18 protein-coding genes and 4 pseudogenes are annotated in these 20,758 nt (G+C 68.9%); 12 read left to right on the plus strand and 10 right to left on the minus strand.

Annotated elements, in window-relative coordinates; all coding sequences use genetic code 11:
• The first annotated feature begins 92 nt into the window (after positions 1-92).
• A pseudogene (locus QP166_RS15305) lies at positions 93-790 on the plus strand (adenosylcobinamide-GDP ribazoletransferase).
• On the opposite strand, the gene QP166_RS15310 reads toward QP166_RS15305, so the two are convergent.
• The 3 genes from QP166_RS15310 to QP166_RS15320 are packed head-to-tail and all read right to left on the minus strand — an operon-like array spanning position 776 to position 4,123.
• A complete protein-coding gene (locus tag QP166_RS15310) occupies positions 776-2,230 on the minus strand; it encodes a cobyric acid synthase (RefSeq protein ID WP_333916690.1) in 1,455 nt (484 codons plus the stop codon). The pseudogene QP166_RS15305 and the gene QP166_RS15310 sit on opposite strands and share 15 nt — an antisense overlap.
• Positions 2,218-3,141, minus strand: a complete 924-nt coding sequence (gene cbiB, locus QP166_RS15315; RefSeq protein WP_333917357.1) for an adenosylcobinamide-phosphate synthase CbiB — start codon at positions 3,139-3,141, stop codon at positions 2,218-2,220. The genes QP166_RS15310 and cbiB overlap by 13 nt, the downstream gene beginning before the upstream one ends.
• Complete coding sequence (locus QP166_RS15320; RefSeq protein ID WP_333916691.1) at positions 3,134-4,123, minus strand: aminotransferase class I/II-fold pyridoxal phosphate-dependent enzyme; 990 nt, start codon at positions 4,121-4,123, stop codon at positions 3,134-3,136. Before QP166_RS15320 ends, cbiB begins: the two co-directional genes overlap by 8 nt.
• A 63-nt stretch (positions 4,124-4,186) precedes the next feature.
• Between QP166_RS15320 and cobU the strand changes: the two genes are divergently transcribed.
• The 4 genes and pseudogenes from cobU to QP166_RS15340 all read left to right on the plus strand — a co-directional run bounded on the left by cobU (position 4,187) and on the right by QP166_RS15340 (position 8,282).
• Positions 4,187-4,702 (plus strand): bifunctional adenosylcobinamide kinase/adenosylcobinamide-phosphate guanylyltransferase, encoded by a 516-nt coding sequence (cobU, locus tag QP166_RS15325; protein WP_333916692.1) that lies wholly within the window; start codon positions 4,187-4,189, stop codon positions 4,700-4,702.
• A 61-nt stretch (positions 4,703-4,763) separates the two neighbouring features.
• Entirely contained in the window at positions 4,764-5,855 is a 1,092-nt protein-coding gene (locus tag QP166_RS15330) for a Gfo/Idh/MocA family protein (RefSeq protein ID WP_333916693.1), read from the plus strand.
• Between the two features lie 173 nt (positions 5,856-6,028).
• Positions 6,029-7,341 (plus strand): annotated as a pseudogene (gene purB, locus QP166_RS15335) (adenylosuccinate lyase).
• A 407-nt stretch (positions 7,342-7,748) separates the two neighbouring features.
• Entirely contained in the window at positions 7,749-8,282 is a 534-nt protein-coding gene (locus QP166_RS15340; protein ID WP_333916694.1) for a molybdenum cofactor guanylyltransferase, read from the plus strand.
• 249 nt (positions 8,283-8,531) lie between these two features.
• Here the strand turns inward: QP166_RS15340 and QP166_RS15345 are convergent, their stop codons facing one another.
• Complete coding sequence (locus tag QP166_RS15345) at positions 8,532-9,188, minus strand: arylesterase (RefSeq protein WP_333916695.1); 657 nt, start codon at positions 9,186-9,188, stop codon at positions 8,532-8,534.
• Positions 9,189-9,223: 35 nt separating this feature from the next.
• On the opposite strand from QP166_RS15345, the gene QP166_RS15350 reads away from it, so the two are divergent.
• The 3 genes from QP166_RS15350 to QP166_RS15360 all read left to right on the plus strand — a co-directional run bounded on the left by QP166_RS15350 (position 9,224) and on the right by QP166_RS15360 (position 12,365).
• Positions 9,224-9,880 (plus strand): ABC transporter ATP-binding protein, encoded by a 657-nt coding sequence (locus QP166_RS15350; RefSeq protein WP_333916696.1) that lies wholly within the window; start codon positions 9,224-9,226, stop codon positions 9,878-9,880.
• Positions 9,877-11,580 carry an ABC transporter permease gene (locus tag QP166_RS15355; protein ID WP_333916697.1) on the plus strand — a complete coding sequence of 568 codons (1,704 nt, stop codon included), beginning with the start codon at positions 9,877-9,879 and terminating at the stop codon, positions 11,578-11,580. Before QP166_RS15350 ends, QP166_RS15355 begins: the two co-directional genes overlap by 4 nt.
• 332 nt (positions 11,581-11,912) lie before the next feature.
• Positions 11,913-12,365: an FtsX-like permease family protein gene (locus QP166_RS15360; protein ID WP_333917358.1), complete on the plus strand. Its 453-nt coding sequence runs from the start codon at positions 11,913-11,915 to the stop codon at positions 12,363-12,365.
• Between the two features lie 44 nt (positions 12,366-12,409).
• Here the strand turns inward: QP166_RS15360 and QP166_RS15365 are convergent, their stop codons facing one another.
• Positions 12,410-13,117, minus strand: a complete 708-nt coding sequence (locus QP166_RS15365; protein ID WP_333916698.1) for a FadR/GntR family transcriptional regulator — start codon at positions 13,115-13,117, stop codon at positions 12,410-12,412.
• Between the two features lie 311 nt (positions 13,118-13,428).
• Here QP166_RS15365 and QP166_RS15370 point away from each other — a divergent pair, with 311 nt between their 5' ends.
• Genes QP166_RS15370 through QP166_RS15385 form a run of 4 tightly spaced genes read left to right on the plus strand, consistent with a single transcriptional unit; the run spans position 13,429 to position 17,517 of the window.
• A complete protein-coding gene (locus QP166_RS15370; RefSeq protein ID WP_333916699.1) occupies positions 13,429-14,487 on the plus strand; it encodes an HlyD family secretion protein in 1,059 nt (352 codons plus the stop codon).
• 2 nt (positions 14,488-14,489) lie between these two features.
• A complete protein-coding gene (locus QP166_RS15375; RefSeq protein WP_333916700.1) occupies positions 14,490-16,073 on the plus strand; it encodes an MDR family MFS transporter in 1,584 nt (527 codons plus the stop codon).
• Positions 16,073-16,942 (plus strand): TolC family protein, encoded by an 870-nt coding sequence (locus tag QP166_RS15380; protein ID WP_333916701.1) that lies wholly within the window; start codon positions 16,073-16,075, stop codon positions 16,940-16,942. Before QP166_RS15375 ends, QP166_RS15380 begins: the two co-directional genes overlap by 1 nt.
• A gap of 38 nt (positions 16,943-16,980) precedes the next feature.
• Positions 16,981-17,517, plus strand: coding sequence for a TolC family protein (locus QP166_RS15385; protein WP_333917359.1), 537 nt, complete (start codon positions 16,981-16,983; stop codon positions 17,515-17,517).
• Here QP166_RS15385 and QP166_RS15390 read toward each other — a convergent pair.
• The 5 genes and pseudogenes from QP166_RS15390 to QP166_RS15410 all read right to left on the minus strand — a co-directional run.
• Positions 17,503-18,078, minus strand: a complete 576-nt coding sequence (locus tag QP166_RS15390; RefSeq protein ID WP_333916702.1) for a TetR/AcrR family transcriptional regulator — start codon at positions 18,076-18,078, stop codon at positions 17,503-17,505. The two genes, QP166_RS15385 and QP166_RS15390, sit on opposite strands and share 15 nt — an antisense overlap.
• Before the next feature lie 36 nt (positions 18,079-18,114).
• Positions 18,115-18,831, minus strand: a complete 717-nt coding sequence (locus QP166_RS15395) for a Crp/Fnr family transcriptional regulator (RefSeq protein ID WP_333916703.1) — start codon at positions 18,829-18,831, stop codon at positions 18,115-18,117.
• The gene (locus QP166_RS15400) at positions 18,828-18,971 is read right to left on the minus strand and encodes a hypothetical protein (RefSeq protein ID WP_333917399.1); all 144 of its coding nucleotides are present in this window, start codon (positions 18,969-18,971) and stop codon (positions 18,828-18,830) included. The genes QP166_RS15395 and QP166_RS15400 overlap by 4 nt, the downstream gene beginning before the upstream one ends.
• 27 nt (positions 18,972-18,998) lie before the next feature.
• Positions 18,999-19,253: pseudogene (locus tag QP166_RS15405) on the minus strand (response regulator); the annotation flags it as partial.
• A 307-nt stretch (positions 19,254-19,560) separates the two neighbouring features.
• Positions 19,561-20,751: pseudogene (locus tag QP166_RS15410) on the minus strand (GAF domain-containing protein); the annotation flags it as partial.
• Positions 20,752-20,758: the final 7 nt, after the last annotated feature.

The following is a 20,758-nucleotide window of genomic DNA, read 5'->3' on the forward strand; positions in this document are numbered from 1 at the left end:
GAACACCGAAATGAAGCGGGCCGGCAGTAGCTACATGCAAAGCTCAAGGTGCCGCCGCGTGCGTCGCGATCCTGATCGACCGGACTGAACCAATGACCCGCCTCTGGCTCGCCTTCGCCTTCCTCACCCGCCTACCCGTGCCGCGCACCTCGGGCACCGCGCAGGATTTCGCCGCGGCGATCCGCTATTACCCGCTGGTCGGCGTGGTGATCGGCGCGCTCGTCGCCGCCGCCACCTGGCTCGGCGCGCGCCACGATCCTTGGACCGGCGCGCTTGCCGGGCTGGTCGCCTGGGTGGCGGTCACCGGCGCGCTCCACCTCGACGGGCTCGGCGATGTCGCGGACGGGGTCGGTGCCGCGCATGGCGATCGCACCCGCCTGCTCGCGGTGATGCGCGACCCGCATGTCGGCAGCTTCGCGACCGTCGCGATCGCGCTCCAGTTGATCGCCAAGCTCATCCTGCTTCATGCGCTCGCCGGCGATTGGCGGGTCGCGCTGGTCCCCTTCGCCGCGCGCATCGCGCCACTCGCCTGGGCACGCTGGCTTCCCCGCTCGGCAGCGGGCTCGGTGCCCATGTGGCGGGGGCGGTCCGCACGCGCGACCTGACCGGCTGGCTTACGCTGCTCGCGCCGGCAATGGTCGCCGCCCCGCCGCTGCTCGCCGCGCCGCTGTTCGCCGCAATCTATGCCGGGTGGTGCCGCCAGCGCCTCGGCGGCATCAACGGCGACGCGCATGGCGCGGGGATCGAACTGCTCGAAAGCGCGCTGCTCGCCGCCTTACTCTGCGGCTGACGCGCGCGCGACCGCCAGCAACGCATCCAGATCGAGATGCCGCTCCAACGCGTCCGCGATCGCATCCAGCGCGGCATCGACCGACGCGGCATGATCCGGCCCGTCCCCCGCCGCCGCCAGCCAGGCGCGCCGCTGCGCGGCCAGCCCGAACAGCCCGTGGATATAGGTCCCCGAGACCAGCCCGTCGGCGCTTGTCGCGCCATCGTGTCCCCCGTCGTCATAGCGCGCCACCAGCCGCGCCGTATCCGCGCCGGTCGTGGCACCGAGGTGCATTTCATAGCCATGAAATGGCGCCCCGCGTGCCACCCCGCGGACGTCGCGCAGCATCTTGTCGCCACCGAGCACGGTATCGACCGCCAGCAGGCCGAGCCCCGCCACGCTCCCGGCAGGCCCCTCCAGCCCCAAGGGATCGGCGACCGTTCGCCCCAGCATCTGATACCCGCCGCACAGGCCCAGCACCGCTCCGCCGCGCCGCCGATGCGCGATCAGGTCCACATCCCACCCCTGCTCGCGCACGAAGGCGAGGTCGGCGATCGTCGCCTTCGATCCCGGTAGAATGACGAGCGCCGCCTCCGCAGGTATCGGAGATCCCGGTGGAATCATCGCCACCTCGATCGCGAGATCGAGCCGCAGCGGGTCGAGGTCGTCGAAATTGGCGATGTGCCGCGTCACCGGGCACGCCACCAGCACCCGCTCGCCGGGCCGCCTGCGCGACCGTTCCAGCACGACCCCATCCTCGCTCGGTAATCTCGCTGCTTCGTGGAGCCACGGCACTATCCCGAACCCGCGCCACCCGCTCCGCGCCTCGATCGCGCGATAGCCATCCTCGAACAATGCCGGATCGCCGCGGAAGCGATTGATAACAAAGCCCCGAACCATCGCCGCATCCTCGGCGTCGAGCACCGCGCGCGTCCCCACCAGCGACGCGATCACTCCGCCGCGATCGATATCGCCGACCAACACCACCGGCACGTCGGCGGCGCGCGCGAACCCCATGTTCGCGATATCGCCGCTGCGCAAATTGATCTCGGCCGGCGACCCCGCCCCCTCGACCAGCACCAGATCGGCCTGTCGTTCCAGGGCGTTGAAGCTCTCCAGCACCTCGGCGAGCAATCCCTCCCGCCCCTCGCGCCATTGCGCCGCCGCCAGCGTCCCGCGCATTTGCCCGCGCACGATCAATTGCGAGGTGCGGTCGCCCTGCGGCTTGAGCAGCACCGGGTTCATATCGACGTGCGGCGCGACCCGTGCGGCGATCGCCTGCGTCGCCTGCGCCCGCCCGATCTCGCCGCCATCCGCCGTAACCGCTGCATTCGTGGACATATTCTGCGGCTTGAACGGCCGTACCGTCAGCCCGCGATTGGCATAGGCACGGCATAAGCCCGCAACCAGCACCGACTTGCCGACGTCGGACCCGGTCCCTTGCAGCATCAGCTTGCCCATGCCGCTATCCCCGCCAAAACCCACAACAATCCGCACGCACGCCCGTACACCGCCAACGCCCGCCGCACATCCTGAGCCGTCGCCGCCGCCCGCCCGTTACCGATCCACGGCTTGTCGGCGACCACACCGTCATAGGCGATCGGCCCCGCGAGCCGCAGCTCCAGCACCCCTGCCATCGCCGCCTCGGTCCAGCCGGCATTGGGCGAGGTGTGATTGCGCGCATCTCGCCACATCACCCGCCACCCACCGCCGCCGGCCACACAGATCAGCACCGCCCCGATCCGCGCCGGGACCCAATTGGCGACATCGTCCAGTCGCGCCGCCGCCCAGCCGAACGCGCGCCAACGTTCCTCGCGATGTCCGATCAGACTGTCGGCGGTGTTGATCGCCTTATACGCCCACAATCCCGGCAACCCGCCGACGAGCAACCAGAAAAGCGGCGCAGCAATGCCGTCGCAAAAGCTCTCAGCCAGGCTTTCGATCGCCGCGCGCGCCACCCCCGCCCCGTCGAGCGTCGCGGTATCACGCCCGACGATCATCGCCACCGCGCCCCGCGCCGCGGGCAGATCGCCGCGCCCAAGCGCCGTCGCGACCGGTCGGACATGATCGTAGAGGCTCCGCTGCGCCAGCCCGGGCCACGCCAGCAATGCCACGCCGACCCAGCCGAACCCGAGCGCCCGCACGCCTCGTCCGGCGAGCAGCGCGACGAGCGCCGTCAGCGCGACCACGATCGCAATCGTCGCGACGCCGAGCAGGCGACGCGGCAGGTCCGGACGATTCCACCGCTTCTCTAAGCCCCCGAGAACCCGCGCGATTGCGCCAACCGGATGTCCGACCCGGGCATAGAGCCAAGCCGGCCACCCAAGCGCAACGTCGATCGCCAGCGTGGCCAGCGCGACCGGCTCAACCACCAGCGGCAAAGGCGGCTTCCAATCGATCAAATTCCGCGCCCGGCAACCCGAACCGCAGCCAGTCCGCCCGGTCGTCGAACGGTCGCGTCAGAATCCCGGCGGAGGCAAGCCGCTCGAACACCTTCCCCGCATCGTCGCGCTCGACCAGCCGAAACAACGGACACGCCCCCCGCGCTACCAGCCCCTGTGAGGCCAGCAGGGCGTCCAGATTGACCGCCTCTGCCACCAGCCGCAACCGCATCCGCTCCGCCCATGCCAGGTCGCGATACGCCGCCGTGCCGTAGGCCAGCGCAGTTGCCGACACCGGCCAGTCGCCGAGCAGCGCCGCGAGTCCCGACACGATCGACCGCGCGCCACCCACGAACCCCAGCCGCACGCCCGCCAGTCCGTAGAACTTCCCGAACGACCGGAGCACTACCACCGCATCATCCGCACTCACCAACGGCAACACGCTCGTCCCCGCCAGCGCATCCGCAAACGCCTCGTCGACGATCAGCAGCCCGCCGCGTTCACCCAACGTCCGTGCGACCGCCAGCAACGCCTCGGGCGCGATCAGCCGCCCGTCGGGGTTGTTGGGATTGGCGAGCAGCACCGTGCCGCCGCGCGCCGCCACCTCGCCGATCCGATCCGCCGCAATCGCCTCGGCTTCCGGCAAAACGTCGCGATGCGTACGATAACAGGGTGTTACCAAGTGCCACGGCCGCGGCAGATCGAGCGTCGCCATCAGCCGCAGCGCCAATTCGCTCCCCGGCGCCGCCGCCAGTGCACCCCCAAACCCGAATGCCGCGCCCGCTGCAGCCAGCAACGCCGCCAGCTCCTCCCCCGACGGCAGCCGCTGCTGATCGACCGCGAGCCCCGCCGGCGGCGTCCACGCGTAAGGGTTGATCCCCGTAGACAGGTCCAGCCACGGGCGCGGCGCATCGGGGTACAGCCGGGCTGCGGCCTCGATACGGCCGCCGTGGAAGGTCAGATCGCGCGACATGGGCCTCGAATTGCGGCAAGGCCGTCTCCATCGGCAATCGCGTATCGACAGGCAAGGACCAAGATGACCGACGATCCGTGGCGCATCCGCCTGGTGCTGGGCGGCGCGCGATCCGGCAAGAGCCGCCATGCGCAGGCGCTGGCCGAGGTGTGCGCCGCGCCGTGGCGGTTCATCGCCACCGCGCAGGCGTTCGATGCGGAGATGGCGGAGCGGATCGCGCACCATCGCGACGATCGTAGCGCAGCATGGACGACGATCGAGGTGCCGCTCGCGCTCGCCGAGGCGATTGCAGCGGTCGATGACGGCGTGCTGCTGGTCGATTGCCTAACGCTCTGGACGTCGAACCTGTTGCTCGCCGACGCCGACATCGATGCCGCCACCGAAGCACTCGTCGCCGCGCTTGGCGGATCACGGGCGCGGATCGTGCTCGTTTCCAATGAGGTCGGCTGGGGGATCGTCCCCGACAATGCGCTCGCGCGACGCTTCCGCGACGTGGCGGGCAGGGTGAACCAGCGCATCGCCGCCGCCGCCGATCGTGTCGATCTGGTGGTGGCCGGCTTACCTATGTCATTGAAATAGAACGCGTTGACATTGCGGCTCGCGATCCTCAGCCTGCCCGCGATAAATCAGGGAGGTACGGATGGAGATCGGACGCCGCACGCTTATCGCGGCCGCGCCGTTGCTGGTGGCGGGCGGGGCCTGCGCCCAAGCCTCGCAGCGAAAGCTCGGCTATGCGATCGTCGGGCTCGGCGGCTACGGCCTCGGCCGGATCATCCCCGAGTTCAAGAATTGCACGCACAGCCGGCTGGCCGCGGTGGTCAGCGGCGACCCGGCCAAGGCCAAGAAGGTCGCCGGCGAGTACGGCTTGTCGGACAAGGCGATCTATTCCTACGCCAATTTCGACAGCATTCGCGACAACCCCGACGTCGACATCGTCTATGTCTGCCTGCCCAATTCGATGCACGCCGAATATACGATCCGCGCCGCCAAGGCTGGCAAGCATGTGATGTGCGAGAAGCCGATGGCGATTTCGGTCGCCGAATGCGAGGCGATGATCGCGGCGTGCAAGGCGGCAAACCGCAAGCTGATGATCGGCTATCGCTGCCATTTCGAGGCGACGAACATCGCCGCGATGCGGCTCGCCAAACAGCCCGACACCGGCAAGATCCGCTACGTCCGCTCCGAACACGGTTTTAACGCCGGCGATCCGAAGGCATGGCGGCTGCGCAAGGCGCTGTCGGGCGGCGGCTCGCTGATGGACATGGGCGTCTACAGCCTCCAGGCCGCGCGCTACATGACCGGCGAGGAGCCGATCGCGGTCACCGCGCGTGAGTCGACCGACCGCAACGATCCGCGCTTCCGCGAGGTCGAGGATATGATCGAGTGGACGCTCGAATTCCCGTCCGGCGCGCTCGCGGGCTGCCAGTCGATGTATTCGGCCAATCAGAACCGCATCCTGTTGATGGGCAGCAAGGGCCGCGTCGAGCTGGAACCCGCCACCCGCTACGACGGCAATCGACTGTGGACCGGTCGCGACGGGCGCGAACAGGAAATCTCGCCCCCGCCCGGCCTTGGCAAGACGCAATTCGCCGGGCAGCTCGACCACCTCTCGCAATGCGTGGTCGACGGGCGCGAACCGATCGTCTCGGGCGAAGAGGGCCTGCGAGACATCCGGATCGTCGAGGCGATCTACCGCTCGGCACGCGAGGGCAAGACGATCCGGTTGGTATAGTCCTTTTCCCCCGTTCGTGCTGAGCTTGTAGAAGCACGTGTCCTTGGCACGCCCTTCGACAGGCTCAGGTCGAACGGAGGGAATTGCCCGTTGAGACTTGCCTCCCATTTGCCCGCCCGCCGCCACGCTGCTAACCGCGCGCCAACTCCCTTATTCCTTGAAGGACCGCGCGCATGATCCCCCGCTACTCCCGCCCCGACATGGCCGCGATCTGGGAGCCGGAGGCGCGCTATCGCATCTGGTTCGAGATCGAGGCGCACGCCACCGACGCGTTGGCCGAACTGGGCGTGGTCCCGAAGAGCGCAGCCGAAGCACTGTGGACATGGTGGGCGACCAACCCTCGCATCGACGTCGCCGCGATCGACGCGATCGAGGCGGTCACCAAGCATGACGTCATCGCCTTCCTGACCTGGGTCGCGGAGCAAGTCGGCGAGGAAGCGCGCTTCATGCACCAGGGCATGACCTCGTCCGACGTGCTCGACACCACCCTGTCGGTGCAGCTCGCGCGCGCCTCGGACATCCTGCTCGCCGACCTCGACCGGCTGCTCGAGGTGCTCGAGCGCCGCGCGAAGGAGCATAAGCTGACCCCGACGATCGGGCGCAGCCACGGCATCCATGCCGAGCCGGTCACCTTCGGGCTCAAGCTGGCGCAGGCGCACGCCGAATTCCGCCGCAACCGCGCGCGCCTCGCGATGGCGCGCGAGGATATCGCGACCTGCGCGATCTCCGGCGCGGTCGGCACCTTCGCGAACGTCGACCCGCGCGTCGAGGCGCATGTCGCCGACAAGCTCGGCCTCGCGATCGAGCCCGTTTCCACGCAGGTTATTCCGCGCGATCGTCACGCGATGTTCTTCGCGACCTTGGGCGTGATCGCCAGCTCGGTCGAGCGGCTGGCGACCGAGGTCCGCCACCTGCAGCGCACCGAGGTGCTGGAGGCGGAGGAATATTTCTCCCCGGCCAGAAGGGCTCGTCGGCGATGCCGCACAAGCGCAATCCGGTGCTGACCGAGAACCTCACCGGCCTTGCCCGGATGGTGCGCGGCTATGTCACCCCCGCGCTCGAGAACGTCGCCCTGTGGCACGAGCGCGACATTTCGCACTCGTCGGTCGAGCGTTACATCGGCCCCGACGCGACGATCACGCTCGACTTCGCACTCGCCCGCCTCACCGGTGTGGTCGACAAGCTGCTCGTCTACCCCGAGCGGATGCAGAAGAACCTCGATCGCATGGGGGGACTGGTCCACTCGCAGCGCGTGCTGCTGGCGCTGACGCAGGCCGGCGTCAGCCGCGAGGACGCCTATCGCCTCGTTCAGCGCAACGCGATGAAGGTATGGGAATCGGACGGCGCCTTGTCGTTGCAGGAGCTGCTCAAGGGCGATCCTGAAGTCACCGCCGCGCTGTCGACCGGCGAGATCGACGAGAAGTTCGACCTCGGCTACCATTACCGCCATGTCGACACGATCTTCGACCGCGTGTTCGGCGGGTGAATACCCCTTTTCCGTCATCCCGAATTTGATCCGGGATCCCGCTTTTCTCACCGACTTGCAGACACAGCGGGGCTCCGGATCAAGTCCGGGGCGACGAGGAGCGGGATCGTGGCAGACCGACCACAAAAGACATCGGTAAAATTTCCGTCACTTAGACCAGTGCAATTTGTGCAAGTGCGAATGCGTTGTTCGATTATTGCGCGGACGAGCAATAAACTCCATCTGCCCGTTCGCCGGTATGACCCGGCAAACGGAGACCAACCCCATGCGTATGTTCGAAACCGCGGCCAGCACCGTGCTGGTTCTCGCGGCTCAGGCGCTGGTGGTCGGCGTTGTGTTCACCACGCTCTGACCCATCGGCATACCGCCCCTCTGACGGGGGGCGGATCGCCGCTTCTCTCCGCCTCGTGACATTGCTGGGCGCCGTTCTCGCCGGTGGCCGCGCGACCCGCTTCGGCAGCGACAAGGCGCTGGCCGCCCTCGACGGCCGCGCGCTGCTCGATCATGCGATCGCCAGCCTGTCCCCATATTGCGACACCATCGTCGTCGTCGGCCGCACCGATGCGCCCGTCACCTGCGTCCCTGACCTACCCTTGTCGGACCTCGGCCCACTCGGCGGGATCGCGGGGGCGCTCGCCTATGCCGCCGATCATGAATTCGACGCGGTGTTGACCACCGCCTGCGACACGCCGTTCCTGCCTGACGAGATGGTCGCAGCGCTACGAGCCGCGGCACCGGCCTATGCGGCAGAAGCTCCTACGGTCGGCTTATGGCCGACGCTCTTCGCAACATCGCTGCTCGCGCATCTGCTCGCCGACAAACCCCGCGCGATCCGCCGCTGGGCGGCGACGATCGGTGCCAGCGCGGTGTCGCCGGGCATTGTGCTGACCAACATCAACACACCGGACGACCTGAACCGTCTGTCGTCATCCCGCACTTGATTCGGGATCCCGCTTCTTCTCCACGCCGAAGAAGATGCGGGGCAGCGGATCAAGCCCACGACGACGACGGAAGGGGAGAGCTACAAAGCTTATTGATAACCGCCCTCTTCCTCGCGTTCCTCGGCGGCCTCTTCCTGCGCCTCTTCCATCGCCTGCGCCTGATCGTCGTCGTCGTGCTTTTCGGGATCGGTCATCATGGTCGCGTCTCCTTGCCCGCCACCAACCGACCGCAACGCCAAGCGATCCCCGCTACTTCAGCGCACGTCGCACCGCCGGCGCGATCCGTCGAACGATGATCGCCACGCCTTTCGGATCGGGGTGCAATCCGTCGGCCTGAAACAACCCGCGCTGGCCCGCCACCCCGTCGAGGAAGAACGGATACAACGCCACGCGATGCCTCTTCGCGAGCGCCGGATACATGCCCTCGAACGCGCGCGCATAATCGCCGCCCATGTTCGGCGCGGCGCGCATCCCTGCAAGCAGCACCGGAATGTTGCGCGCCCGCAATTCGGTCAGGATAGTGTCGAGGTTCGCCCGCGCCTGTGCGACCGGCAGCCCGCGCAGCATGTCGTTCGCCCCCAGTTCGACGATCACCAGGTCGGGCTTCACCTTCAACCCGCGCAGTCCCCAGCGCAGCCGCGCGCGCCCTTGCGCCGCGGTGTCGCCCGCCACGCCGCCGTTGCGCACCGTCGCTGCCACGCCCTGCCGCCGCAGTTCGGCCTGCAATTGCGCGGGAAAGCCTTCTGCCGGGGGCAAGCCATAGCCCGCCGTCAAACTGTCGCCGAACGCCCATATCAGCGGCGCGTGCGGGTCGGCCGACGCCGGCGCCGCGAGAAGCAGCAGCAGGATCGGATGGACAAGCCACCACCACCCTCCGTATCGACGTCTTCGTGACCGGCTTTCCATCCGCTTCAGATAGCGTACCGATCCGGGCGCGCAACGTGCGGCTCGCGCTCGGCAAGCCGCCCGCGCGCGTCGACATCCTCCACGGTATCGACCTGACGGTGGGAACCGGCGAAACCGTCGCACTGCTCGGCGCCTCGGGGTCGGGCAAATCGTCGCTGATGGCGGTGCTCGCCGGGCTGGAGCGGCCGAGCGCGGGCGAGGTCCATGTCGCCGGGCTCGATTTCACCCGATTGGACGAGGACGCGCTGGCGGTCGCGCGGCGTGGGCGGATCGGGATCGTCTTGCAGGCCTTCCACCTGCTCCCGACGATGACGGCGCTCGAAAATGTCGCGGTGCCGCTGGAGCTTGCCGGCGAGCCCGATGCCTTCGATCGCGCCCGCGCCGAACTGGCGGCGGTCGGTCTGGCGGCACGCACCGGTCATTATCCCGCACAACTCTCTGGCGGCGAGCAACAGCGGGTCGCGATCGCGCGCGCCTTGGTCGGACGTCCCGCCCTCCTGTTCGCCGACGAGCCGACCGGCAACCTCGATACCACGACGGGTGCCGCGATCATGGACCTGTTGTTCGCGCGCGCCGCCGAGGCGGGGACGACGATGCTGGTCATCACCCACGACCCCGCGCTCGCGGCCCGCTGTGCGCGCGTCGTCGAATTGGCCGACGGCCGCATCGTCGCCTACGCGCCCCGCGCGTGAGTATCGCCTCCACCCTCGCCTTCCGCGACCTGCGGCGCGGCGGGCGCGGGTTGCTGTTGCTCGCAATGTGCCTGTTCCTCGGCACCGCCGCGCTTGCCGGGATCGGCAGCCTGTCCGCCGCGATGCTCGCCGCGCTCGATGCGCAGGGGCGCGCGATGCTGGGCGGCGACGTCGAGCTGGTCGTCTCGCAACGCCGCGCCACGCCTGCGGAGCTGGCCGCCTTCGCCGCCGCCGGCCCGGTCGCGGAGGTCGTGTCGCTGCGCGCGATGGCACACAAAGGCGATCAGGATACGCTGGTCGAGCTGCGCGGGGTCGACGATCGCTGGCCATTGGTCGGGCGCTTTCGCCTGGCGCCCAGCGCGCTCGCCGCACGCCCCCATGGCACACAGGTCGCGATCGCTCCCGCGCTCGCCGATCGGCTCGGGGCGCGCATCGGCGACACGATCCGGCTCGGCACGCAGCCGTTTCGCGTGATCGGGCTGATCGTGGAGGAGCCCGACCGGCTCGGCGCCGGCTTTTCGCTCGGCAGCCCCGCGTTGGTCGACATGGCCGGGCTCGACGCCAGTGCCTTGCTCCAGCCCGGCAGCCTGTATCGCAGCGGCTATCGCATCGCACTCCCTGATCCTGCGCGCGCGGAGGTGGTCGGCAAGCGGCTCGCGGCGCGTTTCCCCGACGCCGGGTGGACCCCACGCACCACCGAGAACGCCGGACGCGGCCTGCGCGGCGGCATCGCGACGCTCGGGCAATTCCTGCTGCTCGTCGGCCTCGCCGCACTGGCGATCGCGGGCGTCGGGGTCGGCAGCGGGGTGACCGCCTATCTCACCGCGCGCACGAAGATGGTCGCGACGCTCAAGGTGCTCGGCGCGCGCTCGACCCTGATCGCACGGCTGTTCCTGATCGAACTGGCGCTGGTCGGCGCAGGCGGCATGCTGCCGGGGCTGGCGCTCGGCGCAATGGTGCCGTGGATCGTCGCGCGGGTCGCAGGCGACGCGCTGCCGATCACGCCGCGGCTGGCGCTCTACCCGCTTCCACTCGTCACCGCCGCGGTGCTCGGCACGCTGGTCGCGCTGCTGTTCGCGCTCCCTGCGCTTGCCCAGGCGCGTCGCGTCCCCGCCGCAACGCTGTTGCGCGACGCCCTCGCAGAGACAGGTCGCCCATCGTGGCGCGTGCTCGCGGCGATGACCGCGCTGCTCGGCGGATTGGTCGCGCTCGCGGTCTGGTCGGCGGCCGACCATCTGCTCGCCGCCGGGTTCGTCGCCGCGATCGCCGGGCTGGTGCTGCTGCTGTGGCTGGTCGGCATCGCGCTGCGCCGATTATTGGCGCGGCTGCCGCGCCCGCGCGCTCCGCTGCCAAGGCTCGCACTGGCCAACCTCCACCGTCCCGGCGCGGCGACCGATCGGCTGGTCGTCGCGCTCGGGCTCGGCTTCTCGCTTTTCGTCGCGCTCGCGGTGATCGACGCAAGCCTGTCCGCCGAGCTCGCCGGCAGCGCTCCCGCCCGCGCACCACGCTTTTCGCCGCCGACGTTCCCGCAGAGGAAGCCGCGCCGTTCCGCACCGCGGTGTTACGCGCCGCGCCAAACGCCCGGATCGAGGCGGTCCCGTCGCTGCGCGGCGCGATCGTCGCGATCAAGGGTATTCCGACGACGCAGCTCAAGACGCTCCCCGCCGACGCCTGGGTGCTCCGCGGCGACCGCACGCTGACCTGGTCGGCAACCGTCCCGCCCCGCAATGAGGTCGTCTCAGGCCGCTGGTGGCCCGCCGATTACAACGGACCGCCGCTCGTCTCGATCGAGGATCGCGCGGCGCAGGCGCTCGGGCTCCGGATCGGCGATGCGATCACCGTCTCGGTGCTCGGTGTCGACGTGCCCGCGCGGATCGCCGCGTTGCGCAAGATCGACTGGCGCGGACTCGGGCTCAACTTCGCGATCGTCTTCTCGCCTGGCTATATCGAGGAGGCGCCGCACAGCCTGCTCGCCAGCATCTATGCCCCGCCGGCGCGCGACGGCGCGATCGCACGCAGCGTCGCGCAGGCGATGCCTGCGGTGACGCTGATCCGCACCGGCGACGTCATCGGCCAAGTATCGGCGCTGCTCGGCCAGATCACGACCGCGGTGCGCGTCGCCGCCGCGGCGACGGTGCTCGCGGGGCTGGCAGTGCTGGTCGGCGCGGTTGCCGCGTCCGGTCGCGCGCGCCGTTATGACGCGGTCGTGCTCAAGCTGCTCGGCGGGAGCATGCGGCAGGTGCTGGCGGCGCAGGCGATCGAATATGCCCTCCTCGCCGCGCTGCTGTCGGTGGTGGCGCTGATCGCGGGCGGCGCGGCCGGCTGGTACGTCGTAACCCACGTCTTCGACATGACGTTCGCGCCAGACTGGTTGCGCGTCGCCGCGACCTTGGGGCTGGCGAGCGCAGTGACGCTCGGGATCGGCGTTGCGGGCAGCATCCCGGCGCTGCGCGCGCGACCGGCCCAGATGCTGCGGACGCTCTGAAAGGGCGACCGCTCCTACGCGCATCGCCAGGACGTTGCCGCCCTCTACCCCGCCGCCGGCGTCTCGATCAGCGTCAGCACGTTGACGATCAACCCGCGCATCGCCGCATGTGCCCCGTCGGCGTCCCCGGCAAGGATTGCGTCGCGCACTGCGGTATGTTCGGCGATGTTCGCGCTGCGGCCCGCGATTTGGTTGGTGAAGCGGATCGAGGTGCGCAAGGCGGTGCTCACCATTTCGCGAAATTGCAGGAAGAACGGATTGTTCGACGCACGCAGCACCGCGACGTGAAAGGCGATGTCTGCATCCAGCGTATCGTCCTCGCCGCGCTCGGCCGCGATCATCCGCGCCAGCCCGGCCGCGATCGCCGCCTGCTGTGGCTCGGTCGCGCCGCGCGCCGCCAGCGCCGCCGCCTCCGGCTCGACCCCGACCCGCAGTTCGTTGAAGTGCCGCAACAGATCGATCGACGCCTCGCGCTCGAGCAGCCAGCGCAGCACATCGGGATCGAGCAGGTTCCACGATTCCTCGGGTAGCACGAACGTGCCCTGCTTCGGTCGCGCGCCGAGCAGCCCCTTGGCGGCCAGCATCTTCACCGCCTCGCGCGTGACCGAGCGGCTGACGCCATGCTCGCGCACGATATCCGCCTCGTTGGGGAATGGCTTGTCGGCATAGTCGCCAACGACGATGGCCCGGCCCAGCATCTCGTGAAGGCCATAGGTCAGGTTACGACCGAACGCATGCTGCACCGACGACATTCTCCCCTTGCCGACGGCGTCATTTCGCCGCGCCGACGCAACGTATCGCGGTGCGTCCTACAGTCCCAGCATAATCGGCAATTATCTCATCATTGGCGTGTGCGGTGCAGCATTCCCGCTTGCGATACGCCCTTAAGCGGACATATTGTCCGCTTAGGTGACGCGAGCCGCATAGCGGCGTGAGTCGGCATAAGCGGAATTGAATAAATGGCAGAAGCGGCCGCCCCCCGAACGATCCCGCCGATGACACGTCGGCCGACCAGCCGAAGCGGCGCAAGCTGAGCGGCCGCGCCAAGGCGATCCTGATCGTCGTGGCGCTCGCGTTGCTCGTTTCTGGAACGATCTGGTACCTGCGCTACCAGGCGACCGGGCAATATATGCAGGACACCAACGACGCGCAGGTGCGCGCCGATATGGTGGTCGTCGCACCGCGCGTCGCCGGTTACGTCGCCGAGGTGTTCGTCACCGACAATCAGGACGTCCGCGCCGGCCAGCCCTTGGTCCGCATCGATCCGCGCAACTCGCAGGCGCAGGCCGCGCAGGCCGGAGCGCAGATCGCGGTCGCCGATGCGCAGGCCGACAGCGCCCGCGCGCAGGTCCGCGAACAATATGCCGCGATCGATCAGGCCCGCGCGCAGCTCGCCTCGGCGCGCGACAAGGACGCGCACGACGCGGCCGAGGTCGCGCGCTATCGCCCGCTCGCCGCCTCGGGCGCAGAGACCCGCCAGCAACTCGCGCAATTGCAACTCGCCGCGCAGCAATCCGCACAGGCGGTGCGCGCGCAGGAAGCGGCCGTCGCGATGCAGCAGCGCCGCGTCGCCACCTTCGAGACACAGATCAAGCAGGGCCTCGCCCAGGCACAGGCCGCCCGCGCGCAGCAGAGCGCGGCCAGCGTCGACCTCAATGCCACGTTGATTCGCGCTGCGATCGACGGGCGCGTCGGCGACAAGACCGTCAACATCGGCCAATATGCCGGCACCGGCACGCGGCTGATGTCGCTGGTCCCGCTCGACAAGCTCTACATTACGGCCAATTTCAAGGAGACGCAGCTCGCGCTGATGCGTCCCGGCCAGCCTGCGGAGATCAAGGTCGACGCGCTCGACGGGATCACGCTGAAGGGCCACGTCGCCAGCTTCTCGCCGGGCACGGGCGCGCAATTCTCGCTGCTGCCGCCGCAGAACGCGACCGGCAACTTCACCAAGATCACGCAGCGAGTCCCAGTGCGGATCGCGCTGGAGGCGACGCCACAGACCCGCCGCCTGCTCGTTCCCGGCCTGTCGGTCGAGGTGACGGTCGACACGCGCTCGGCCAAGGGCGAGATCGAGCGGCTGCGCGACGAACAACGCAGGGCCAACCGGCAGGAGCGCTGACGATGGCCAGCGCGGCCCCCGGCGCCTCGGCCACGAAGCGCAGCGATCTGCCCGCGGGCGGCGCAGAGCGCGCCGATCTCGCAGCGTGGCTGGCGGTCGCGGCGGGCACGCTCGGCGCGTTCATGGCGACGCTCGACATTTCGATCGTCAATTCGGCGCTGCCGACGATCCAGGGCGAGATCGGCGCGAGCGGCACCGAGGGGACGTGGATCGCCACCGCCTATCTGGTCGCCGAGATCGTCATCATTCCAATGGCGGCGTGGCTGGAGCGACTGCTGGGGCTACGCACGTTCCTGCTGATCGCCGCGATCCTGTTCACGATCTTCTCGGTCATCTGCGGCGCGGCCGACACGCTGCCGCAGATGATCGTCGGCCGGATCGGTCAGGGGTTCACCGGCGGCGCGATGATTCCGACCGCGCAAACGATCATCGCGCAGCGGCTGCCGCGGTCGCAACAGGCGATCGGCATTGCCGCCTTCGGCATGACCGCGATCATGGGGCCGGTGCTCGGCCCGCTGATCGGCGGCTGGCTGACCGAGAACATCAGCTGGCATTACGCCTTCTTCCTCAACGTCCCGATCTGCGGCATCCTCGTGCTGCTGCTGCTGATCGGGCTCCGCCACGAACCGTCGCGGCTGCACCTGATCGGCGAGGCAGACTGGCTGGGCATCGCCGGGCTCGCGCTCGGGCTCGGCGGGCTGACCGTCTTCCTCGAGGAAGGACAGCGCGAGCAATGGTTCTCCTCGGAGCTGATCCGCTGGATGTTCGCGGTGACGGTGCTGGGATTCGGACTGTTGCTGGCGGGGCAGGTGTTCTCGCGAAGGCCGGTCATCAAGCTGCGGCTGCTGCTCGATCGACAGTTCGGATCGGTGGCGATCATGGGGCTAGTGCTCGGCGTCGTGCTCTACGGCACCTCCTATGCGATCCCGCAGTTCCTCGCCGCGGTCGCCAATTACAACGCGCTGCAATCGGGCAAGGTCGTGCTGCTCGCCGGCATCCCCAGCCTGTTCATGATGGCGATCGTCCCGATTTTGCTGGTGCGTGTCGACATCCGGCTGGCGGTCGGTGCGGGATTGCTCATCATGGGCGCGTCGGCGCTGCTCGATGCCAATCTGACCATCGACTCGGTCGGCAGCGATTTCACCGAGTCGCAATTGCTGCGCGGCGTCGGGCAGATCCTCGCGATGCTGTTCCTCAGCCAGGCCGCGATCCGCTCGGTCCCGCCTGCCGAAGCCGGCGACGCCTCCGGACTGTTCAGCGCGATGCGCAATCTCGGCGGCAGCTTCGCGCTGGCCGGGATCGCGATCCTTCAGGACCAGCGTTCGTGGTTCCACGCGCGGCGGATCGAGGAATCGCTCGACGCCAATTCGGTGCGCGTGCAGGACTACATGACCGCCACCGCCGGTGCGCTCGGCGGGCCGCAGCCCGCGATCCGGGCGCTCGGCCAGCAAATCCAGGGTCAGGCGTTGGTCATGACCTTCAACGACATCTTCTGGATCATGGGCATGGGCACGTTGGTGGTCCTCCCGCTCGTCTTCTTCCTTCGTCCGCTTCCCAAGGGCGCCGCGCCGGCGGCGATGCATTGATGCGCCACGCTCTCCCGCTCCTCGCTCTCGCGCTGCTCGGCGCGTGCACCGTCGGTCCCGACTATAAAGGCCCGCCCGCGGTCGCCTCCGACGCGGTGACGCGTGGCACTTTCGTTCGCGCCGCAGATCCCGCATTGACCACCGCCCCGGGGCTCGCGCGCTGGTGGGAGACGCTCGCCGACCCGACGCTCAACACCCTGGTCGACGATGCGCTAGCGCACAGCCCGACGATCGACGCCGCGCAGGCGAACCTGCGTGCGGCTCAGGAGCAGTATCGCCAGCAACGCGCCGCGCGCCTGCCATCGGTCAGTGCCAGCGCGGTCTATCTCAACGCGCGACTGCCCGGCACCAATCTCGGCGACGGGCAGCAAGGCGGCGGCAGCGGCGACACCACGCTCGACTTCTACAATCTCGGCGCGATGGCGTCGTGGGAGCCCGATCTGTTCGGCGGCGGCCGCCGCACGCTCGAACAGCAGCGCGCTGTAGAAGGTCAGCGTTTCGCGCAGCTTGCCGATGCGCAGGTCACGCTGTCGGCTCAGGTCGCGCAGGCCTATGTCGCGCTGCGCGACGCACAGGCACGCGCACGCCTCAACGCGCAATCGAGCACACTGCAACGCCGCCAGCTCGCGTTGGTGGAGCAGCGCTACGCCGCCGGCACCGCCTCGCAGCTCCAGGTCGAACGGCTCCGCAACCAGCTCAACAGCACCGACGCGCAGACCATCCCGCTCGCCGCGCAGATCGACGAATATAAGGGCCAGCTTGCGGTGCTCACCGGTCGCGCGCCCGGCGCGCTCGACGCGACGCTCGCCACCGCCGTCGCGGTGCCGCTACCCCCGCACAGGTTCCGATCGGCGATCCCGCCGCGCTGATCCAGCACCGCCCAGACATTCGCGCCGCCGAGCGCGCGCTGGCGGCGGAAAATGCGAAGATCGGCGTCGCCACCGCCCGCAAGTTCCCGTCGCTCAACCTGCTCGGCATCATCGGGCTCGGCGGCACCGGGATCAGTGACGTGCTCGACCCGTCGAAGCTGGCGACGGTCGCCGCGCCGATGCTCAACTGGTCGTTCCTCGACTTCGGCCGCAATCGCGCCGCGGTCCGCCAGGCCGAGGCGCAGCGTGACGCCGCCGACGCACAATACCGCCAGACTGTGCTCGAGGCGTTGCAGGATGCCGAGACCAGCCTCTCGCGCTTCGGCAATGCGCGCCAGCAACTCGCGCAACTGTTGCTCGCCGAGCAGTCCGCGGCCCGCGCCGCGACGCTGAACGCGCAGCGCGTCGATGCCGGCACCAGCACATTGGTCGATCAGCTCGATATCGAGCGGCAGCGGCTCTCCGCCACGATCGGCGCCGAACAGGGCCGCGCGCAACTCACCAACAATTACATCGCGGTGCAGAAGAGCCTCGGGCTCGGCTGGACCGATCTCACGGGATCAGCGCGGCCGTAATCCTGACATCACCAGCGCCAATGCCTCCTCCAGCAAGGTCTGGCGGCGGCAGACTGGCGCGGGATTGACCAGCGCGCCGAGCATCCGCATCGCGATCGCCAGTTCGTGCGCGCCCATCGTCGGCGCCAGCGTCCCGTCACGATGCGCGCGCTCGGCCAGCGGCACCAGCAGGCACTCCAGCCGCGCGCGCAGATCGTCGAAGGCCTGGCGATTCTCGCCGTCGATCGGCATGTCGATCGCCAGCCGCGCGAACAGCGCGGTCGTCTCGCGACCCTCCGTCACCAGCTTGGCCAGCGCGCGGTCGAGCGGCAGCGTCGGGTCGATCAACGGCGCCATCCGGTCGATCTCGCGCTCGAACACTGCCAGCGCCAGCGCCATCCGATCCTTGAAGTTGCGGTAAAAGGTGCCGCGCCCCACCCCGGCGGCATCGGCCACTTCTTCAAGCGGGACGAAATAGCCCGAGCGCGCGAAACAGCCGCGCGCCGCCTCGATCAGCGCCCCGCGCCGCGCCAGCGCGTCGCGTCGCATCGTGCGGGGGCCGGTCGTCGCGTCGTCGATCATCGATCCGGAATGCCGATCAGCGTCGCGCCATGCCCGTCACTGCGCGGTGACGCGCACCGGCACATGCCCGATCTTGCGCGCCAGTCCGGCCGGGTCGGTCAGCTTTACATGCCCGACGCGCCATTGCAGGTCGCCCTCGCGCCGCGCCTGCTGCAACATGCGGTTGACGTGGACCGAGGTGAGCCCCAGCGCGTCGGCCAGCGTCTCCTGCGTCAGCGGCAGGTCGAAGCCATTGCCGGTCGCACTGCCGTTGAGCGTCAGCCGCTCGTGCAATTCCAGCAACAGGTCGCTGATCCGCTCCTGCGCGTTCAGCCGCCCCAACCGCGTGATCTGCGCGAGCAGATGCCCCTCGTCCATCGCGCGGCTGATCGCATAGGCGACGTGCAGCGGCGATCCCGGCTGCGCCTCGGGCAAGGGACAGACCAGCACGTCGGACATCGCCACGACCGTCGACACCGCCAGCGCGTCCGGATGGTCGCAGGCGCCGATCAGGTCCCCCGGCAGCAGGAAGCTGAGAAACTGCCGCCGCCCGTCGGGCAACAACCGCACCCGCGCCGCCCAGCCGGACAGCAGGAGTTGCGCCTGCGCGATTTCGCGTCCCTCGGTGATGATATCGCGTCGGACCCGCACCGCGCGACTATCTTCCATCGCATATTCCAGCGCGGCCACCGCATCCGAGTCGAGCGGCGCGAGCGCCATCAGGCGGGTCACCGCCATGCCGGGCGCGTCGCTGCGCGGCTGTGCTCGGATCATGATACTCTCTCCAGTTCACACAAGGCGCGGACCGCGGCGATCACCGCTGCGCTGTCGAAGGGTTTGATGAGCAGCGGCACGTCGCGCAGCCACTCGGGAAGCGTCCAGCCGTCATAGCCCGTGAGGAACAGGAACGGCACGCCGCGCGCCTTCAATTGCTCGGCGATCGGATAGCACATCGCGGTGCCGAGATTGACGTCCAGCGTCGCGACGTCGATCGACTCGCGCTCGATCAGCGCCAAGGCGTCCGCCACCCGCCCCACCGGACCGACCACCACCATGCCCTGCGCCTCGAGCGCGCGCTTCAGATCGGAGGCGATGAAATACTCGTCCTCGACGATAAGAAGGCGTCGGCCGGTCAGGATCGTGGCATCGGTCAGAATGATCGTCCTTCCTCTTGCAGCGGCAGGGCGATCTCGCATCGCACTCCACCCCTACAAACGTCAGCTGCGTTTCCGCACCATATTGATAAGGCAACGCCTCACAGATCAATTCCGTCCCAAAGCCCTGACGGCAAGGGGAAATCGACAAGGCCGGCACACCCTTCTCCGTCCAGGTCAGCCGAACGCCCCTTGTATCATCCTCCTCGACATAGGTCGACCATGCGACGTGCAGCATCGCGCCGGGGCGTTTCAGCGCGCCGTACTTGATCGAATTGATCGCCAGTTCGTGGATGGCCAGCCCGATCGCCTCGGCGGCGCGCGGTGGCAGCGTGACGTCCGGTCCCGCGATCGTCACCGCCTCGCCATCGGCCACACCGACGCTCAGCAATTCGTCGCGAATCAGGTTTTGCAGGTCGACCTGCCCGCTCGCGGTCTGCGTCACGATCGCCTGCGTCCGCGCCAGTGCATCGAGCCGCCCACGGAAATGATCCGCGACGTCGTCCAGCGCCCCGCCCGCCTCGACCGTGCGCGAAAAGACCGACCGGACCACGGTCAGGATGTTGCGGACGCGGTGCTGCAATTCCGCGACCAGTCGTCGCTGCCGTTGCTCCAGCAGATGCATCTCATGGACGTCGGTCGCCGCACCGAACCAATGCGTCACCGCCGATGTTTCGGCGCGCCGCGGCACCTGCCGCATCAGGAACCAGCGATACTCGCCGTCACGATCGCGCAGCCGCAATTGCTGCTCGAGCGACTCGTCATGCGTATAGGATCTGCGGAACGCCGCCTCGGTCGTCGCGCGATCGTCGGGATGCACCGCCGCGAGCCATCCCCAATCGGCCGCCTCCTCCTCGTTCTGCCCGGTGAGGTCGGCCCATTGGCTTTCGCTCATCTTGTTGTTGCCGCTCTGGTCGGTGCGCCACAGCATTGCCGGGACCAGTTCCATGCTCACGCGGCGCATGTCCTCGCTCTCGCGCAACGCCAGCTCGGCGCGCTTGCCCGTCAACGCCTGCACGATCGCGGGTGCCAGTTCCTCCACCGCCTCGCGGTCGATATCGCGGAAGCCGCCGCGGCGATTGCCCAGCCCGATGATGCCGATCAACCTGCCCTGCCGACGAAGCGGCACGCCCAGGAACGAGTCCAGCGGCGGATGGCCATGCGGCGTGCCGATCGAATCGGGGTGACCCGCGGCATCGTTGGTGATCAGGCTGGCATCGTCATGGATGACGCGCCCGTACAGGCCATGCAGGTCGAGATGGGTGGGCAGCATGTTCTCGGCGCCGTCCGGCCACGCCTCCCGAAAGACCTTCCACGCGCGATCGCTGATCGCCAGATCGTGCAACCGATCGCGCGCCGGGGTCAGCTCCGCCATGAAGCTGAAGGACGCGCCGGTCAGGTCCTCCGCGGCGGCAAGGCACAATCTTCCCAGCGCCTCGTCGGTGGTCGCGCCCAACGCCTCGTGGAAGATGCGGTTGATCGCCTGCAGCACCGCATTCTTGCGCGCGAGCGTTTCGAGGAGGTCGGTCTCGTCATGCATCTCGGCC

The sequence above is a fragment of the Sphingomonas sp. LR60 genome, assembly GCF_036855935.1.
Classification (GTDB): Bacteria; Pseudomonadota; Alphaproteobacteria; order Sphingomonadales; family Sphingomonadaceae; genus Sphingomonas.

Coding starts and splice junctions, on each gene's coding strand:
- QP166_RS15310 (WP_333916690.1), bottom strand. CDS start 2,230: ATGGGCAAGCTGATGCTGCAAGGGACCGGGTCCGACGTCGGCAAGTCG.
- QP166_RS15320 (WP_333916691.1), bottom strand. CDS start 4,123: ATGTCGCGCGATCTGACCTTCCACGGCGGCCGTATCGAGGCCGCAGCC.
- cobU (WP_333916692.1), top strand. CDS start 4,187: ATGACCGACGATCCGTGGCGCATCCGCCTGGTGCTGGGCGGCGCGCGA.
- QP166_RS15330 (WP_333916693.1), top strand. CDS start 4,764: ATGGAGATCGGACGCCGCACGCTTATCGCGGCCGCGCCGTTGCTGGTG.
- QP166_RS15345 (WP_333916695.1), bottom strand. CDS start 9,188: ATGGAAAGCCGGTCACGAAGACGTCGATACGGAGGGTGGTGGTGGCTT.
- QP166_RS15360 (WP_333917358.1), top strand. CDS start 11,913: ATGCCTGCGGTGACGCTGATCCGCACCGGCGACGTCATCGGCCAAGTA.
- QP166_RS15365 (WP_333916698.1), bottom strand. CDS start 13,117: ATGTCGTCGGTGCAGCATGCGTTCGGTCGTAACCTGACCTATGGCCTT.
- QP166_RS15375 (WP_333916700.1), top strand. CDS start 14,490: ATGGCCAGCGCGGCCCCCGGCGCCTCGGCCACGAAGCGCAGCGATCTG.
- QP166_RS15380 (WP_333916701.1), top strand. CDS start 16,073: ATGCGCCACGCTCTCCCGCTCCTCGCTCTCGCGCTGCTCGGCGCGTGC.
- QP166_RS15390 (WP_333916702.1), bottom strand. CDS start 18,078: ATGATCGACGACGCGACGACCGGCCCCCGCACGATGCGACGCGACGCG.
- QP166_RS15395 (WP_333916703.1), bottom strand. CDS start 18,831: ATGATCCGAGCACAGCCGCGCAGCGACGCGCCCGGCATGGCGGTGACC.